This is a genomic window from Burkholderia sp. L-4, from assembly GCF_056856535.1.
The window spans coordinates 1,896,571-1,913,589 of record NZ_JBXEOX010000002.1; the positions used below are offsets into that span (position 1 = coordinate 1,896,571).

The window sequence follows — 17,019 nt, forward strand, 5'->3', positions numbered from 1 at the left end:
TCGACATGACTGACACCGTGATTCATACCGAAGCCGCGACCAGCAAGTACATGAACGTGATGGAGGGCGGCAGGGAACTGCGTGTGCACTACAACGACACCGGCGCGGGCGGGCAAGCGCTCGTTCTGCTGCACGGCTCCGGTCCGGGCGCGAGCGGCTGGGCGAACTTCCATCGCAATGTGGACGCGTTCGCGAATGCGGGTTATCGCGTGATCCTCGTCGACTGTCCCGGCTGGGGCAAGAGCGACTCGATCGTCTGTACCGGCTCTCGCTCCGACCTCAACGCGCGCGTGCTGAAGGGCGTGCTGGATGCGCTCGGCGTCGAGCGCGCGCATCTCGTCGGCAACTCGATGGGCGGGCATAGCGCGGTGGCCTTCGCGCTGTCGTATCCCGAGCGCGTCGGCAAGCTGGTGCTGATGGGCGGCGGCACGGGCGGTCCGAGCCAGTTTGTGCCGATGCCGACCGAAGGCATCAAGCTGCTGCAAGGGTTGTATCGCGCCCCGACGCTCGAGAACCTGAAGAAGATGCTCAATGTGTTCGTCTACGACGCGAGCACGATGACCGAAGAGCTGATGCAGACGCGGCTCGATAATATGCTCGCGCGGCGCGATCATCTCGAGAATTTCGTGAAGAGTCTGGCGGCCAATCCGAAGCAGTTTCCGGACTACGGTCACCGACTGAACGAGATTCAGGCGCCGGCGCTCGTGATCTGGGGACGCGATGACCGTTTCGTGCCCATGGATGTCGGGCTGCGGCTCGTTTGGGGGATGCCGAACGCCGATCTGACCGTGTTCGGGCGCTGCGGGCACTGGGCGCAATGGGAGCACGCGGAGCGATTCAACCGGATGGTGCTGGAGTTCCTGCACCAATGACAAAGGGTTGCATCGGTGCTGGCCGTTTGGCGTCCTCGCCCTCCTTTCGACGGGAGGGGGCGGTGCTTTGGAAGCGGCCGGCGTCGTACGACCGAGATGGGTCGACGCACGACACCCGTGGAATTCCTCGAACCAGAAAAAAGGCCCTTGCGGGCCTTCGATCGACGAGAAAGGGCGGCCGTTTAACGCGTCAGCGCCGTAAACCCTTCCAGCAACCGCTCGACGTCAGCCGCCTGAATCGCGCCCATCGTCGAGATCCGGAACAGTTCCTTCGACAGCCCGCCTTGCCCCGCGTAAATCACGAAGCCGCGCGCCTTCAGCCCGTCGTGCAGCGCTTCGTACGTGACGCCTTGCGGCAGCCGATACGCGCGCAGCACGACCGACGACGCGCCTTCCGGCAGCACCAGCGGCATCCCGCGCGCAGCGAGCCCGGCCTGCGCCTGATCGGCGAGCGCCTTGTAATGCGCATGGCGCGCACGCCAGCCGCCGGCTTCATCAAATTCGCGCAGCGCCTCGACGAGCGCATAGTACGCATGCACGGACGGCGTAAACGGCGTGTTCCGCTGATCCTGCAGCTTCGCGAGACGGCCGAGATCGAGATAGTAAGTACGGCTTGCAGCCTTCGCGAGCGCGCGGCGTCGCACGATCACGAACGCCGCGCCAGGCACCCCGTGCAGGCACTTGTTCGCGGTCGCGGCAACCGCATCGATGTCGCCACCGGCGAAGTCGATCGCTTCCGCGCCGAAGCTGCTGACGCCGTCGACGAGCATCTTCACGCCGCGCGCGCGGCAGACTTCCGCGATCGCGCCGAGGTCGTTCAGGCGGCCCGTCGTCGTTTCGTGATGGATCACCGCGACGTGCGTGTAGCCGCCCGCGTCGAGGCGCGCGGCAATCTGCGCGGGATCCGGGGCCTGCATCCATTCATGCTTCAGCACGTCGTGCGCGATGCCGTACTGCGTCGCGATCTGCGTGATCCGCTCGCCGTACACGCCGTTCTCGATCACGAGCAGCTTGCCGTCCTGCGGCACGAGCGCCGCGATCATGCTTTCGACGGCCGCCGTGCCCGAGCCCGTCATCAGCACGGCCGTCCATTCGGCCGGATCGAGTTCGTACGCGGCGACGAGGCGCGCACGCGCCTCATCCTGCAGATCGAAGAATTCGCTTTCGCGGTGGCACAGATCGGGTTGCAGCAGGCTGCGGCGCACGCGCTCGGTGAGCGTGACCGGGCCGGGGTTCAGCAGCAGCATCAATGGGCTCCTTCAACGTGTGCTTCGGTCTGCGTGGCGCCGATGTGCCGCATCAGACGGGTCTTGACCTCGACCGGCGTGACGGTCGGGCGGGGCAGGCCGTCGGGCACGCCCGTGCGGATCGCGACGCGCACGAACTGGGCGCCGTCGCCCGATGCGGCCAGCGTCGCATCGAGCACGTCGAGCGTGTCGCCTTCGAGCGCCGACGCATAACCGCATGCGGCCGCGACGCCTGCGAACGACACATGCTGCGACACGGTTGCCTGGCCGCCCGTCGATTCGTGCGCGCCGTTGTCGAGCAGCACGTGCGTGAGGTTGGCCGGGCCGTAGGTGCCGAGCGTCGCGAACACGCCCATGCGCATCAGCGCGGCGCCGTCGCCGTCGACGGCGACCACGCGCAGGTCGGGGCGCGCGAGCGCGAGGCCGAGCGCGAGCGGCGTCACGCAGCCCATCGAGCCGACCATGTACAGCTGGTTCGGGCGATCGTCGAGCGCGTAGAGTTCGCGGCCGCAGAAGCCGGTCGACGCGAGCACGACGGTCGAATCGACCGGCGTGTGCGCGATCACGCGCCGCAGCGCGTCGTGACGGGTCGGCCATGCATCGGCCGACACGGCGCGCGACGACGATTGCGCGGCGACATGCGCGCGCGGCTTGGCGGCCGGGTTCGCCTTCAGTTCATACGGCGCGACGCTGCCTTTCTGCATCACGAGCGCGTACGGGCGGCCCGTCGCGTCCATGTGCGCGATCGCGCGGTCGAGTGCCGGGCCGACCTGTTCGGGGTCGGTCGGGAACGTCTCCCACGGAATCTCCATCGTGTCGAGCATCGCGGGCGTGATCGGGCCCATCAGCGCATGCTGCGGCTCGTCGGCGACGCCCGGCTGGCCGCGCCACGTGACGATCAGCAGCTGCGGCAGGCGGAACGTCCAGGTCAGCGACGTGAGCGGGCTCACCGCGTTGCCGAGCCCCGAGTTCTGCATCATCGCGATCCCGCGCTTGCCGCCGAGCGTCGCGCCCGCGATCAGCGCGACCGCGTCGCCTTCGTTCGCGGCCGACACGTAGTTCAGCGTCGGGTCCTGCAGCACGTAGTTGATGAACGGCGTCAGGTACGAGCAGGGCACGCCCGCGTACCAGTCGAAGCCGCGTTCGCGCGCGGCCTCGACGAACTGGGCCGCTTCGATCATTGCGCGCCCCCGTTGCCGGCGCCCGGTTCGGACAGCGGCGTCTGGCCGTGCGCGAAGTCGCCCGCGCGGCGGAAGTCCTCGAGGTCGTTGACCCCGCGCCAGTGGCCGTGCACGTACTGCACCTCAATCTTCTCGCCGGCGGCGATCAGTTCGTTGAGCAGCGACGGAATGTCGAGCGTGTCGAAATCAGGGCGCGCCTGCAGCGTCGCGAGCATCGCCTTCAGGCGCTCGACACCGGCGCCGCGCACGTTCAGCAGGCCGATCCAGCGGCCGTGCGGCGTGCCCGCGGCAACGTCGCTCGACACGCGCTGCAGGTAGGTCTTCTGGCCGAACAGGCCGCGATCGTCGGCGGCCGAGCAGAGGGCGAAGTCGCGCACGCTCTGATTGGTCTCGGTGAGCGACGAATCGACCACCACGCTGAACTCGGCCTCGCTCTCCGCGAGGTCGCGCACGATGTAGCTGCGGAACAGCAGGTCGCCGTACGAGATCACGGTGTCGCCCGTCAGGCGTTCGGCCGCGCAGGCGAGCGACGCGAGCTCGCCGGTCTGCGCGTGGCGCTCGTTGACGACGAGCTTGATGCCCGACGTATCGATCGCATCGGCGCGATAGCCGCCAACCACGGTGATGTCGTTCACGCCGTGCGTCTTGAAGCCGTCGACGAGCCAGCGCAGCAGCGGCTTGCCGGCGACCGGCAGCATGACCTTCGGCTTGTCTTCGGTCACGGCTTCGAGGCCCTTGCCGCGGCTCGCCGCGAGCACGATCGCGGCATTCGACGCGCGCGACGACGACGACAGGTAGATACGCTCGGCCGCCGAGTACTCGTCGGCGTCCTGCAGGCGGAAGATCTCGTTGACCGATGCCACGCGGTCCTCGACGTTGATCAGCGTTTCGCTTTCGTGGATCTCGCGCGCGGTCGCCTGCATCGCGGATGCCGACGCGCGGATCAGATGATTCGCCCAGATCACGGTGCTGATGCCGGCCTGGCGGAACACGTCGGTCGGCGTGCTGTAGTACTTGGTCGGCACGATCACGAGCGGCGCCTTGCCGCTCCATTCGCGCGCGAACTGCAGGATCTCGTCCGGGCGCGACAGCTTGCTGTGAATCAGGATCGCGTCGGCGCCGGCTTCCGCATACGCGTTCGCGCGGCGCAGCGCCTCGTCCATGCCCCAGCCGGCGATCAGCGCCTCGACGCGCGCGACGATCGAGAAGTCGGGATCGGTCTGCGAATCCTTGCCGGCCTTGATCTTGCCGCAGAACTCGTCGATTTCCGCGAGCGGCTGGCGCTCGCCGCCGATGAAGCTGTTCGTCTTCGGGAACTGCTTGTCCTCGATGCACACGCCCGCGATGCCGCGCTGTTCGAGCTTCTTCACGAGGCGGCGCACGTTGTTGAAGTTGCCGTAGCCGGTGTCGCCGTCGAGCAGGATCGGCAGGTCGCTCGCGTCGGCCATGAATTCGAGCACGTCGACGACCTGCGTCCAGCTCGCTTCGTTGTTGTCGCGCACGCCGAACTGCGCGGAGATCGCGAGGCCCGACGCCCAGATCCCCTTGAAGCCGGCTTCGCGGACGATGCGCGCGGACAGGCCGTTGTGCGCTTCCATCAGGAATTCGAGGTCGCTGCTGACGAGCATGCGGCGCAGGCGCGCGCTGCGCGATTCGGTGAAGTTGGGTTCGCGTGCGTTCATCGTGCGGCTCCTGCGGTCGTGCGTTGAATCAGGGGGAGGATGTCTTGGGTCGCGCGGGCGACGTCGTTCGGGAAGTCGATCTCGATCCACGGCGAGCCGGTGACGTCGGCCACGTCGAACGAATGGCCGCCTTCGAGCAGCAGGTCGCGCACGGCTTCCTCGTGCGGCAGGTTCGCGCGGCCGCTGTCGACGTAACCCGCGACGATCGTCGCGAGGCGGCGGGCGGTGCCTTCGGTGAAGCGGAAGAAGCCGACCGATTCGCCGATCGTGTCGTAGTCGAGGTCGACCGCGAGCTGCTTGCGCAGTTCGACCGGCACGCCGTTCTTCAGGCACAGCTTGACGGGCTCGTCGCCGGCCTCGAAGTCGCGGTCGATCAGCAGGCGGTCGACCGCCTGGTCGGCATCGGCCACCAGCGCATGCAGAATGTTCTCGTCGTACAGCACGTCCGCGTCCATCAGCAGCACGTCGCCGCCGCGCGTCATCGCATCGGCGACGGTATGCACGGTCAGCACGCTGCCGAGGTCGTAGCGGTCGTTGATCACGATCTCGGCCTGGCGGCCGAGGCGCTTCAGTTCCTGCTCGACCTTCTCGTGCTGAAAGCCGAGCCCGAGCACGATCTCGTCGATGCCCGCGGCGTCGAGTACACGCAGATGGCGCTCGAGCAGCGACACGTCGTCGAAGCGCAGCAGGCACTTCGGGAACTGCGCTTCGGGCGGTTGTTGCAGGCGCAAGCCGAGGCCTGCCGCAAGAATGATGGCTCGCATGGGTTCTCCAACCAAAAAGCCGGCGATCTGAACGATCAGTCGGCGAGCGGCTGCGGCGCACGGCGCCGCTGCCAGTTTCTTTCACTGAAATGCAGATAGAGCAGCCCGGGCAGGCCGAGCGCGAGTTCGCGCGCGCGCTTCGCGAGCGACAGCGCGAGCGCCGCGTCGGGCGGCAGTCCGACCAGCGGGGCGAGCAGCAGGTAGCCGCCTTCCTGCGCACCGAGCGAGCCGGGGATCGCGAAGGCCGCGCCGCGGATCGCCTGGCCGACGCTTTCCAGCAGCAGCGCGTCGAGCCAGCTCACCGGGTGCCCGAGGAAGTGCAGGGCGAGCCACACTTCCGCGGTGCCGACGATCCAGCCGACGAGGCTCAGCGCGAACGTCTTCGCGACCTTCGCGCGATCGCGGTACAGCGCGCCGACCGCGTCGTCGATCGCATCGGCGCGCGTGGCCAGCGACGACCAGTCGCGCGGGCCGAGCAGCTTCGACGCGAGGCGCAGGCCGCGGCCGAACAGCCCGCGCCGCTGCGCCGCGTAGAACAGCAACGCAAGCGCGCCGAGCACGCCGGTCGCGATCAGCGCAGGCGTGCGCAGGTGCGCGACCGACTCGTGCGTCGCATACAGGCTGAATGCGGCGACGCCGATCAACGCGAAGGCCATTTGGGCAAGCGCCTGCATCGTCGTGCTGACGGTCACGGCCGCCGCCGCGTCGGCCATTCGCGTGCCGCGCTGCGCGAGGTGGCGCACCATCAGCACGGGGCCGCCGATCTGCCCGGCGGGCAGCAGGCTGTTGACCGATTCGCCGACCCAGCGCGCGCGCAGCGCGTTGCCGAGATCGGCACCGGGCTGCCCGCGGCGGAACATGGCGGAGATCGCCGTCGCATCGATCACGAGCGGCACGACATGGAACGCCGCGACGAGCGCGAGACCCCAGCCGGCCGCGAGGAACGTGGACGCGACCGCGCCGATGCCCTGCCAGGCAAGGAGTGCGATGAAGAGTGCGGTCCCGAGGGACAGCAGGATGAGGCCCGCGCGCGTCATGACCCGGTCGTGCGTCGCGTCGCCAGTTGCTTGAACACCTGGCGGAAACCGAAATACGCGATCGCGTCCTTCATGTTCGAGATGAAGCGCTTCCACGGCCGCATGCCGGGGTTCGTCACGTATTCGAACGTGAGCGACACGCGCATCTCGTTCTGGCCGAGCGGCGTGATGCGGTGACGCAGCTTGTCGCCGTCGAACAGCACGATGCCGCCGTCGGCGATCTGCACCGAGCCCGGTTCGTCGGCGACGTCCGGGTTGCGCGTGTGCAGCTCGTAGTCGAGCCGGCACGACGATTCGTCGATCACGCCGATCAGCAGCGTGTAGCGACGGCCATCGTAGTACGACGTGTCGTAATGCCAGCCGATGTGGTCGCCGGGCTTCGTGTAGTAATACAGCGCGTACGCGTGCGGATCGTCGTCCGGCGACAGCATCAGCTTGTCGCCCGTGACTTTCTCGAGGAAGCCGATCAGCGCCTTCGAGCGATAGAGCTCGGCGATGTACGGCGCCTGCTCGTCGATCGTATGACGGCTCACGCTGCCGCCCTGCTTGTGGCCGGGCAGGTAATTGCGGTTCAGGCCGGCCTGCATCGCGCGGGCGGCGCTCGCGAGTTTCGCGTGCGCGTCGGCGGGCAGGAACGTGTCGAGGTACAGGAACGAGCCCTGGCGCGTGTAGTCGCCGCGCAGGCGGTCGAGGTCGAGCCGGCCGACGCGGTCGGCCACGGTGCGATCGGGGTCGGCCGCGGCCGCGCGCACGGGCGCGGGGCGTGCCGGGCTCAGCACGGAGTCGTCGCGCGTGCTAGGAGTCATTTGGAAGCCTGGATTTCGGTTGAATTCTGCGGAGCGTTGCCACGGCGGACGATGCGCCACCAGTCGATCACGACCCATGCGGCGAACAGCGGGGCGCCGATCGATGCCGCGAGCAGGAACGGCTCGACGCCGTCGACGAGCGTCACGATCGGCAGCAGGTACAGCACGTCTTCGGTTTCGAAGCCGCCTGCGAACGCCTGCTTGGTGCCGGCCTTGCCGGCGATCGATTCGATCCGCATGCGCAGGAAGAAGATCAGCGCGACGGCCGCACCGGCCACCGCGCCCAGCAGCACCGGCGACGCGGCCATCTGGCCGCCCTGGGCGACGATGCCGAGCCCCATGCTGACGAACAGCGCGACCGTGACGAGCGCATCGGCCGCGAGATCGTAAAAATGACCGATCTTGCTGGACTTGCCGCTGATGCGCGCGAGTTCGCCGTCGGTGTGGTCGACGAAGTTCGACAGCACGATCAGGAACGCGCCGGCATTGCTCCAGCCGAAGCCGCCGTGCGCAAGGCACCAGGCACCGGCGAGGCCGATCAGCAGACGAAGGGTAGTCAGGTGATTCGGGGTGACCGGCGTATCGACGAGCGGTCGGACAAGCGAGCGCGCGAGCCGCGCATCCCAGGTGCGTGGCAGGGGGGGCTCGGCGCGTGTGGCGGTTTTTCTTTGGTCCATCGGCGAAATATATACGGAATTGTAATTTGTTGCTTTTTATTCGATCAATGTCCTGACATGCGGGAGTGTTACCGCGTCTTGCACGTATCGGCCGGCCGAAGCCGGATGCGCGACAGGGCGGCCGATCGGGACGGCAGGCGGCGTCGCCGGGCCCGTCTTCCAGTGTGGTTCGCGTCACGCCGCTGTCAAGGACGGGCGGGCCTCGCGGGCCGATGCGGCGGAGATTTTCGCGCGCGGCGGCGAGCCGTGCGCAGCGCATGCGACGTTGACGTGCGTCAGGTCCGGCAAAGCATCGTCGGGCGACAATCGGCCGCGCCGCGACTTCATCGGCCATTGCCGATGTCGGGCGGCGAATTGCAATGGAAATCCGCCGATTGATGCGCGACGGTTGGCGATCGTCGTCCGGCCATTCGCTCCGATGCTTTCGCGCACCTTTCGGGTGCATCGGGAGGCGCGGATCGACTGTCACAGAACGGTCGTTCGATACCCGGCATATTCGGTAAGGATCTTTTGCATCCAGCGGACATTTCGCGGCGACGGCCTCTGCGATACTCCGGCCATGCCTGTGGTGCCGGCCGCCCCGCGCGGCCCCAAGGGCTTCATGTCGCTCAGGAGACACCCCCCGCGACGTCAACGACAGACCCCAGCGTCAGAAACCTGCCATGTCTTCATCACGCATCCTCGCTCCCGCCCTGCGTTCGCTCGTCCGCACCGCCGACGAAGCCGCCGCGCTGATCCGTCCCGGCATGACCGTCGCCATGAGCGGCTTCACCGGTTCGGGCTATCCGAAGGCCGTCCCGGCCGCGCTTGCCGCCCATATCGACGCGGCGCACGCGCGCGGCGAGGACTTCCGGATCAACGTGCTGACCGGCGCGTCGACCGCGCCCGAACTCGACGGCGCGCTCGCCCGCACCAACGGCATCTCGATGCGACTGCCTTACCAGTCCGACCCGACGCTGCGCGACAAGATCAACGGCGGCGAAGTCGATTACCAGGACGTCCACCTGAGCCACGTCGCGCAGTACGCGTGGTTCGGGCTGTACGGCGATCTCGACGTCGCGATCGTCGAGGTCGCGGGCATCCGCGAGGACGGGCTGCTGATCCCGTCCGCGTCGATCGGCAACAACAAGACCTGGCTCGAACGCGCGAAGCACGTGATCCTCGAGGTGAATGCACGCCAGCCGCTCGGCCTCGACGGGATGCACGACATCTATTACGGCACCGCGCTGCCGCCGCATCGCAAGCCGATTCCGCTGACGAAGAGCGACGACCGCATCGGCGAGCCGTACCTGCGCTGCCCGGCCGACAAGATCGTCGCGATCGTCGAGACCGACGCGCCCGATCGCAGCAATGCGTTCTCCGCGCCGGACGCGACGTCGAAGCAGATCGCGCTGCAGCTGATCGACTTCCTGCGCCACGAAGTGAAGCGCGGCCGCCTGCCGGAAAACCTGCTGCCGCTGCAGTCGGGCGTCGGCAACATCACGAACGCGGTGCTCGCGGAGCTCAGCTCGGCCGGCTTCTCGAACCTGACGGCCTATACCGAAGTGATCCAGGACGGCATGCTCGACCTGCTCGACGACGGCACGCTGAGCTTCGCGTCGGCCACCGCGTTGTCGCTGAGCCCGGCCGCCGTGCAGCGCTTCGCCGACGAAATCGCGACGTTCCGCGAAAAGATCGTGCTGCGCCCGCAGGAGATCAGCAACCATCCGGAGCTCGTGCGCCGCCTCGGCTGCATCGCGATGAACGGGATGATCGAGGCCGACATCTACGGCAACGTGAACTCGACGCACGTGATGGGCACGAAGATCCAGAACGGTATCGGCGGCTCGGGCGACTTCGCGCGCAATGGCTATCTGTCGTGCTTCATGTCGGCGAGCACCGCGAAGGGCGGCGCGATCTCGCGGATCGTGCCGATGGCGAGCCACGTCGACCATACCGAGCACGACGTCGCGGTGGTCGTCACCGAGCAGGGCCTGGCCGACCTGCGCGGCCTGTCGCCGAAGCAGCGCGCGCGCAAGATCATCGCGACCTGCGCGCATCCCGACTACCGGCCGATGCTCGAGGACTACTTCGAGCGCGCGTCGCGCGAGAGCTTCGGCAAGCACACGCCGCACCTGCTCGCCGAGGCGCTGTCGTGGCACGAGCGCTACGTGCGGACCGGCACGATGAAGGTCTGACGCGGCGTCGGACGGGCGCATGCGCGCCCGTCAGTCCATCGCCGCGTGCGCGACGTCGACGCTCGCCGTTTTCTGCGGCGGGCGGATCAGCAGCAACAGCGGGATCATCAGCAGCGTCGCCACGAACATCAGCTTGAAGTCGTTCAGGTAAGCGATCATCGCCGCCTGCTGGTTGATCGTGCGATCGAGCAGCGCGATGTCGAGGTGGCTGCCGGCCAGCGCCTGCACGGCCGGGTCGAACGGCGTGATATGGGTCGCGAGGTCGGCATGCGCGACCTGCGTGTTGCGCGTCATCAGCGTCTGCACGATCGAGATGCCGATACTGCTGCCGATGTTGCGCATCAGGCTGTAGGTGGCCGTGCCGTCCGCGCGCAACTCCGGCGGCAGCGTCGAGAACGACAGCGCGCTCAGCGGCACGAACACGAGCCCCAGCCCGAAGCCCTGGACCACGCCCGGCCACACGATGTCCGATTCGGACAGCACGACCGTGTACTGCATCATCTGCCACAGCGCGAGCGCGGAAATCGCGAGCCCCGCGAGCAGCAGCATCCGTGCATCCACGTATTTCAGCAGCCTGCCGACGAGCAGCATCGCGATCATCGTGCCGGCGCCGCTCGGCGCGGTGACGAGGCCCGTCGTCGCGACCGGGTAGCCCATCAGGTTCTGCAGCATCGGCGGCAGCAGGGCGCGCGTCGCGTACAACACCGCGCCGACGACGAAGATGAACAGCGTACCCGTCGCGAAGTTCGGGTCGCGCAGCAGTTCCGACTTGAAGAACGACGCCTTGCCGACGGTCGCCGTATGCACGAGGAAGAACGCGAAGCTGAGCGCCGCGACGAGCGCCTCGATGCGGATCTCGTACGAACCGAACCAGTCGAGTTGTTCGCCGCGGTCGAGCATGGCCTGGAACGCGCCGATCGCGAGCGCCAGCGTCGCGAAGCCGAACGCATCGAATTTCACGTGCGGGCGCGGCGCGCGTGCCGGCAGGAAGGTCATCACGCCGGCGAGCGCGAACGCGCCGATCGGCACGTTGATGAAGAACACCCAGCGCCAGTTGTAGCTGTCGGTGAGCCAGCCGCCGAGCGTCGGGCCGAGGATCGGGCCGACCATCACGCCCATCCCCCAGATCGCCATCGCCTGGCCTTGTTTCTCGCGCGGGTTGATGTCGAGCAGGATCGACTGCGACAGCGGCACCAGCGCGGCGCCGAACACGCCCTGCAGCAGCCGCGCGCCGACGATCTGCACGAGCGTCTCGGACAGCCCGCACAGCGCCGACGCCACCGTGAAACCCGCGATCGACACGATCAGCAGCCGCTTGACGCTCAACCGGTCGGACAGCCAGCCGGTGAGCGGCGTCGCGATCGCCGCGGCGACGATGTAGGAGGTCAGCACCCACGTGATTTCGTCCTGCGACGCGGACAGCGTGCCCTGCATGTGCGGCAGCGCGACGTTCGCGATCGTGCTGTCGAGGGTCTGGATCAGCGTGGCGAGCATGATCGACAGGGTCAGCATCGGCCGGTTCAGGGCGGGCGAGGCGGGGGCGTCGGCGGCGGGGTTCAAGCGGGTGTCTCCGTCGGGCGATCGCCGTGGGCGGCGATCCGGTATGGTTCAAATTATAAGCATGCTTATTATAAAGAAACTTATCGCTTGGGCGCGAGCCGCGGCCCGCCGGCGGCTTGACCCTATAATCGGCGGATGGACAAGACTTACGAGAACCGGATCGGTTACCTGATCGCCGACGTGGCTCGCCTGAACGGACGCCTGTTCGACCGGCGCGCGAAGCGCATCGGGCTGACGCGGGCACAAAGCCGCGTGCTCGCGTACCTGACGTGGAAGGGCGAGATGAACCAGGCGCGGCTGGCCGAATGGCTCGAGATCACGCCGATCTCGCTGACGCGCCTGCTCGACCGGATGGAAAGCTACGGCTGGATCGAACGCATCGCGAACGACGACGACCGCCGCGCGTTCGTGATCCGGTTGACCGACAAGGCGCGGGAGATCTTTCCGCAGATGCTCGAAGTGGGCGATACCGTCGCCGACGACGGGCTGCGCGGCTTCACGTCCGACGAGCGCGATACGCTGGTGCGGCTGCTCGGACGCGTGCGTCACAACCTGATCGATTGCGGCGGGGAGTGACGCGGGCGCCCGTTCGGGCGCACCGGCGGCCGGCTGAGCGAGCGCTACCCGGCGCGGCTCGTGTCATGCCGGGTGTTCAACGGACCGGCACCGCGAGCGCGAACACCGCGACCCAGGGACCCGCCCCGTACGATGGCCGCTGCGTGGCGCGGCGCAATACGGGGCGGTTTCATGGCGTTTCCGGCTTGCGTTCGCGTAGTCGAGTCACTATCTTGCAACTTCAAGTTCACTTGAGGTCAAGCATGAGCCGTCTGGACATTGCCGAGGTGGCGCGGCGCTCGGGATTGCCCGCGTCGACGCTGCGCTACTACGAGGAAAAAGGGTTGGTCGTTCCGGTCGGCCGGCACGGGCTGCGGCGGCAATATGACGAATCGGTGCTGGAGCGTCTGGCACTGATCGCGCTCGGCCGCGAGGCCGGTTTCTCGCTCGACGACATCCTCGCGATGGTCGGCACGGACGGCCAGCCCGCGATCGATCGCGCGAAGCTCGACGACAAGGCCGACGAACTCGACCGCACGATCCGCCGTCTCGGCGCCGTGCGCGACATGCTGCGGCACGCGGCCGTGTGCCCGGCGCCGAGCCACCTCGAATGTCCGTCGTTCCGGAAGCTGCTGCGCATCGCCGCGCATCGTCATCCGGCGCGTCGCACGAAGACGGACGGTGCGTAGGCCGTGAGCGCGCGCGATGCGCGGGTGGCAGTCGCAGTCCGGCGAAAGTCGAAAACGAACACGGAAAACAACGGGGTTGCCGCGTGTCGATATTGCTCGTGCCATTGCTTGTGCTTTATGTGCTTCCGGCCGCGTATGCGGCATCGAAGGTCGGGCCGCATTACGGGTTTCTCGCGGGGTGCGCGACGATGGCGGGGGTGCTGGCGGCGCAGACCATGCTGCTGACGTGGGGCGCCGCGGCGGTGAAACGGCGGCGTGGGGCCGGCGGGCAGCCTGGGGCGACCGTACCGGCCGAACCCGCCGATGGCCGCGAGGCCGAGCCCGAAGACGAGGCGGGCGACGCGCCCGGCGTGCAGCTTCGATACGGCGAGCATGCGCGATTCAAGCAACTGGTTCTGATTGCCGGCGCCGCGCACAGCGGCGTCGCGCGTCGTTTCTACGACAAGGCGAAGCAGGCGATCGAAGCGTTCGTGGAAGTCGAGGCGGGGCGCGACGGTTCGGGCGCGGCGATGGTGCGGGCGGCCGACCTGGCGCCGGCGGACGGCCTGTCGCCGCCGGCGGACGAAACGTTGACCGTGTTCGTGTCGGACGACGGCGCGTGGTCGGGGTTTCGCGTCGGCGACGACAGCTTCCGGTTTCGCCACGGTGCGATCACGGGGCTGCGACTCACGATGGTGATGCCGGTTCGCTGGAACGGCGACTACATGGTGACGTTCCGGTTCGACGTGCCGAAACGGGGAGCGGTCGGCGCATACGTCACGCATTCGACGTGGTTCGATCTCGGCGTGGCACATGCCGAACGCCGGTCACGCGCGCTCGTCCGTGCCTGTCGCGAGATCGCGTCCGTGCTCGACGTGGCGTTCGACGTCGACGAAACCTCGGACGACTGACTCATCCCGCGTAATACACGCGGCATTCCATCTCGCGCCCACGCACGATGCGCTTGCCGACGAGCGAACCGTACGTTTCGGTGAAGACGGTGCGCTGGTGCTCGCACTGCACGGCGTCGTAGAAATAGAGCGAGACCCAGTCCGTCGGGCGGTCGGCCTCCGGCGTGCGCATCGCGGCATGCAGGCTCAGCACGGTGAAATGCCAGCCGCCCTTGGTCATGTGCATCACCGGCGGCGGCACATAGCCGTCCGCGTTCAGGCGCCGGTGCGCGAGCGTCGGCAGCATGCCGGCGGCCGCCTTGTGGCGGTACTGGCGGTCGATGTAGAGCAGCAGTTCGACGGGCGGCTCCGTGCCGGGGCCGGCATGTTGCATGTGACCCTGCCAGCGCCGGCGCCGGCTCAGCACGTCATCGAGCGCGGTGCGGATGCCGGCCGCGCGCCGCGGGCCGACCCCCGCGATCGTTTCGAGCTGGCCGTTGCGAGCCGCGCGTTCGAGTTCCTCGAGCGTATCGATGTGCAGCAGGTCGTGGATGCGCAGCGCGAGCGCATGGCCGATGCCCGGCACGGCTTCGAACGCGGACGCGCGCTGGGCGTCGCCGCACAGCCGGTCGAGCTGGCGCCAGCGGCCCGTCACCAGCAACTCGGCGATCGCCTGTGCGACGCCCGTGCCGATTTCGGGCAGCGCGCCGAGCGCGTCGATGCCGCCGGATTCGAACACGGTGCGGATATCGCGGTCGAGCGCCTCGACCGTCTCGGCCGACGCGCGGTAGGCGGCGACCCGGTAAGGATTCGCGCCCTGGTCGGCCAGCCGCTGCGCGGCCTCGCGCAGGCAGGTCGCGATGTGGCGGTTTTCCTCGAACGTTTGGCTGGCGGTCGTCTGCATGGCGAGGGACCTGGGGAAGCTCAAACGGAATGGACGCGGCGAACGATGCGCCGGTCGGCCTTTTCCACCATTGTCGCGGCACGCGACGAAGAAAACTTGATGCACGTCAATGGCAAACGTAGCACATGCGCGAAGCGCACGGTCGTGCCGGTTGGCGGCACGACCGTGCGGCGCGGGTGCGCTTACGCTTACGCGTCGAGGAACGACTGCGCGTTCTCGGCCTCGGCTGCCGTGCGCAGCGCGGCGAGCGCCCGTTTCTCGATCTGCCGCACGCGTTCGCGCGACATGCCCGCGTCCTGCGCGATCGCGTCGTACGTATCGGGCTCGGCGCCGCCGAGGCCGAACCGCCGGCTCAGCACGTCGGCCTCGGCCGGCGTGACCGACCGGAGCAGCGACCGCACGCAGTCGCGCATGCGGGTGTCGGCCAGTCGCTCGAACGGGCTGGCCGAGGTTTGATCCTCGATCAGTTCCACGAGCCCGGTGTCCGCGTCGGGCAGCGGCGTGTCGAGCGACACCGGTTCGGCCGGCAGGGCGAGCACCGCGCGCAGTTTGTCCTCGGCCAGGCCGGTTTCGGCCGCGAGCTCGGCAGGCGTCGCCCGCCGGCCCGTGCGCTGGCGAAAGCGCAGCGCATGCCGCTGCACGCGCTGGTACTGGTCGCCGACGTGTACCGGCACGCGGATCGTGCGCGAGCGATCGGCAACGGCACGCGTGATCGCCTGACGAATCCACCAGGTCGCGTAGGTCGAGAACTTGAACCCGCGCCGGTATTCGAACTTCTCGATCGCGCGCATCAGGCCGAGACAACCGTCCTGCACGAGATCGGACAGGTCGACGCCGCGGTTCATGTGCTTGCGCGCGATCGACAGCACGAGCCGCAGGTTTGCCTCGAGCATCGCGCGCGTCGCGTCGCGCACTTTCTGCTGGCCGTCGCGCAGCGCGGCCCCCAATGCCCGCCGCGCGACCGCGTCGAAGCGGGCGGCTTCGCCCGTCGCGGCGTCGTGCGGCGCGGTCGCGAGCGCGTGCACGGCGCGGCTGGCGTCGTCGATGGCCGGGGCCGCCCATGGCAGCGAACCGAGCAGGGCGGCCATGGCGTTGCGCGCGTCGCGATAGGCGTCGGAACGGAAGCCGTGCGCGTGCAACGCGTCGCGCAACGTCGAGACGGCTGCCTGCAGCACGTCGTAGCGGGCGGGTTCGGGCGTGTCGCCGTCTTCGTCGTCAGTCGTGCCGGTGGCAGCCGCCGCACCCGTTGCCCGGTGACGCGCAAGCAGCGCGTCGACCGCCGCCGGATACCCCGCGATCGCGTGCAGCACCTGATGGCGCCCCGTCTCGATTTCGCGGGCGAGCACGATTTCGCCTTCGCGCGTCAGCAGCGGCACCGCCTGCATGCGCCGCATGTAGAGCGCGAGCGGATCGGTCGACGCACTCGTGCCGCGTGCGAGTTCGCCGAGCATGGCCCGGCCTTCGTCGAGCGTGTCGCGATCGACGTCGACCGGCGCCGCGGCGGCGAACGGTGCGGGCGCGGCCGGCTCGTCGAGCACGGCGATGCCGATGTCGGCAAGCGCGGCGCGCACGACGTCGAGCGCATCGGGGCTGTCGCTTTCGGGCGGCAGCGCGTCGACGAGGTCGGCGTGTGTCAGATAACCCTGTTCGCCGGCAAGCGCCAGCAACTGGATGATCGGATCGAGCGGTGTGTCCGCCCGGGAAGTGGGGCGTGGCGTAGTCATGTCGATGGCGGCGCGAGCCGCGTTCCTGTCGGGGCGGGCCGAAGCTCGCCGGTTTGCGGTGGCCGGTTGCTCGCGAACGCTCGTCCGCGCCGGTCAGCCTGACATCGTTCAAGTTGAGGGCATTTGCGCCAACTTCAACGTGGGCGCCGCGGACGAGCAGCACACCGCGTGCCCGCGCCATCCGGGCCAGGAAACAAAAAGTAACCGATCATACGCGCGGAAATCTGCAGGGGACGTAAGCTAGAGTCAGGCGCGCGCCCGGCGGCGCGCGGATT

15 protein-coding genes are annotated in these 17,019 nt (G+C 68.3%); 5 read left to right on the forward strand and 10 right to left on the reverse strand.

Annotated features, from left to right (window positions below):
• Positions 1-5: 5 nt before the first annotated feature.
• Positions 6-872: an alpha/beta fold hydrolase gene (locus AC1VVG_RS25365; protein WP_034191631.1), complete on the forward strand. Its 867-nt coding sequence runs from the start codon at positions 6-8 to the stop codon at positions 870-872.
• Between the two features lie 182 nt (positions 873-1,054).
• On the opposite strand, the gene AC1VVG_RS25370 is transcribed toward AC1VVG_RS25365, so the two are convergent.
• From AC1VVG_RS25370 to AC1VVG_RS25400, 7 genes are read right to left on the reverse strand one after another with little or no spacing between them, the layout of a single operon-like run.
• On the reverse strand, positions 1,055-2,119 hold the full coding sequence (locus AC1VVG_RS25370; protein ID WP_059556412.1) for a 2-aminoethylphosphonate aminotransferase: 1,065 nt from the start codon (positions 2,117-2,119) through the stop codon (positions 1,055-1,057).
• Positions 2,119-3,300, reverse strand: a complete 1,182-nt coding sequence (aepY, locus tag AC1VVG_RS25375; RefSeq protein WP_124669406.1) for a phosphonopyruvate decarboxylase — start codon at positions 3,298-3,300, stop codon at positions 2,119-2,121. The genes AC1VVG_RS25370 and aepY overlap by 1 nt, the downstream gene beginning before the upstream one ends.
• Entirely contained in the window at positions 3,297-4,982 is a 1,686-nt protein-coding gene (aepX, locus tag AC1VVG_RS25380; protein ID WP_034191628.1) for a phosphoenolpyruvate mutase, read from the reverse strand. Before aepX ends, aepY begins: the two co-directional genes overlap by 4 nt.
• Entirely contained in the window at positions 4,979-5,746 is a 768-nt protein-coding gene (locus AC1VVG_RS25385) for a phosphocholine cytidylyltransferase family protein (RefSeq protein WP_482836591.1), read from the reverse strand. Before AC1VVG_RS25385 ends, aepX begins: the two co-directional genes overlap by 4 nt.
• A 35-nt stretch (positions 5,747-5,781) precedes the next feature.
• Positions 5,782-6,783: an HpnL family protein gene (locus AC1VVG_RS25390; protein WP_034191626.1), complete on the reverse strand. Its 1,002-nt coding sequence runs from the start codon at positions 6,781-6,783 to the stop codon at positions 5,782-5,784.
• Positions 6,780-7,589 (reverse strand): HalD/BesD family halogenase, encoded by an 810-nt coding sequence (locus AC1VVG_RS25395; protein WP_034191625.1) that lies wholly within the window; start codon positions 7,587-7,589, stop codon positions 6,780-6,782. The genes AC1VVG_RS25390 and AC1VVG_RS25395 overlap by 4 nt, the downstream gene beginning before the upstream one ends.
• Positions 7,586-8,266 carry a CDP-alcohol phosphatidyltransferase family protein gene (locus tag AC1VVG_RS25400; RefSeq protein WP_034191624.1) on the reverse strand — a complete coding sequence of 227 codons (681 nt, stop codon included), beginning with the start codon at positions 8,264-8,266 and terminating at the stop codon, positions 7,586-7,588. Before AC1VVG_RS25400 ends, AC1VVG_RS25395 begins: the two co-directional genes overlap by 4 nt.
• A gap of 662 nt (positions 8,267-8,928) precedes the next feature.
• On the opposite strand from AC1VVG_RS25400, the gene AC1VVG_RS25405 reads away from it, so the two are divergent.
• Entirely contained in the window at positions 8,929-10,443 is a 1,515-nt protein-coding gene (locus AC1VVG_RS25405) for an acetyl-CoA hydrolase/transferase family protein (protein ID WP_034191623.1), read from the forward strand.
• A gap of 30 nt (positions 10,444-10,473) precedes the next feature.
• On the opposite strand, the gene AC1VVG_RS25410 is transcribed toward AC1VVG_RS25405, so the two are convergent.
• Positions 10,474-12,003, reverse strand: coding sequence for a DHA2 family efflux MFS transporter permease subunit (locus AC1VVG_RS25410; RefSeq protein WP_482836594.1), 1,530 nt, complete (start codon positions 12,001-12,003; stop codon positions 10,474-10,476).
• Positions 12,004-12,138: 135 nt separating this feature from the next.
• Between AC1VVG_RS25410 and AC1VVG_RS25415 the strand changes: the two genes are divergently transcribed.
• The 3 genes from AC1VVG_RS25415 (at position 12,139) to AC1VVG_RS25425 (ending at position 14,137) form a co-directional block, all read left to right on the forward strand.
• Positions 12,139-12,579: a MarR family winged helix-turn-helix transcriptional regulator gene (locus tag AC1VVG_RS25415; protein ID WP_034191621.1), complete on the forward strand. Its 441-nt coding sequence runs from the start codon at positions 12,139-12,141 to the stop codon at positions 12,577-12,579.
• 242 nt (positions 12,580-12,821) lie between these two features.
• On the forward strand, positions 12,822-13,247 hold the full coding sequence (locus AC1VVG_RS25420; protein ID WP_482836596.1) for a helix-turn-helix domain-containing protein: 426 nt from the start codon (positions 12,822-12,824) through the stop codon (positions 13,245-13,247).
• Between the two features lie 98 nt (positions 13,248-13,345).
• On the forward strand, positions 13,346-14,137 hold the full coding sequence (locus AC1VVG_RS25425; protein ID WP_200087505.1) for a hypothetical protein: 792 nt from the start codon (positions 13,346-13,348) through the stop codon (positions 14,135-14,137).
• Position 14,138: 1 nt separating this feature from the next.
• Here the strand turns inward: AC1VVG_RS25425 and AC1VVG_RS25430 are convergent, their stop codons facing one another.
• Together AC1VVG_RS25430 and AC1VVG_RS25435 are read right to left on the reverse strand one after the other, a co-directional pair.
• Complete coding sequence (locus tag AC1VVG_RS25430; protein ID WP_482836598.1) at positions 14,139-15,020, reverse strand: helix-hairpin-helix domain-containing protein; 882 nt, start codon at positions 15,018-15,020, stop codon at positions 14,139-14,141.
• Positions 15,021-15,208: 188 nt separating this feature from the next.
• Entirely contained in the window at positions 15,209-16,744 is a 1,536-nt protein-coding gene (locus tag AC1VVG_RS25435) for a sigma-70 family RNA polymerase sigma factor (RefSeq protein ID WP_482836600.1), read from the reverse strand.
• Positions 16,745-17,019: the final 275 nt, after the last annotated feature.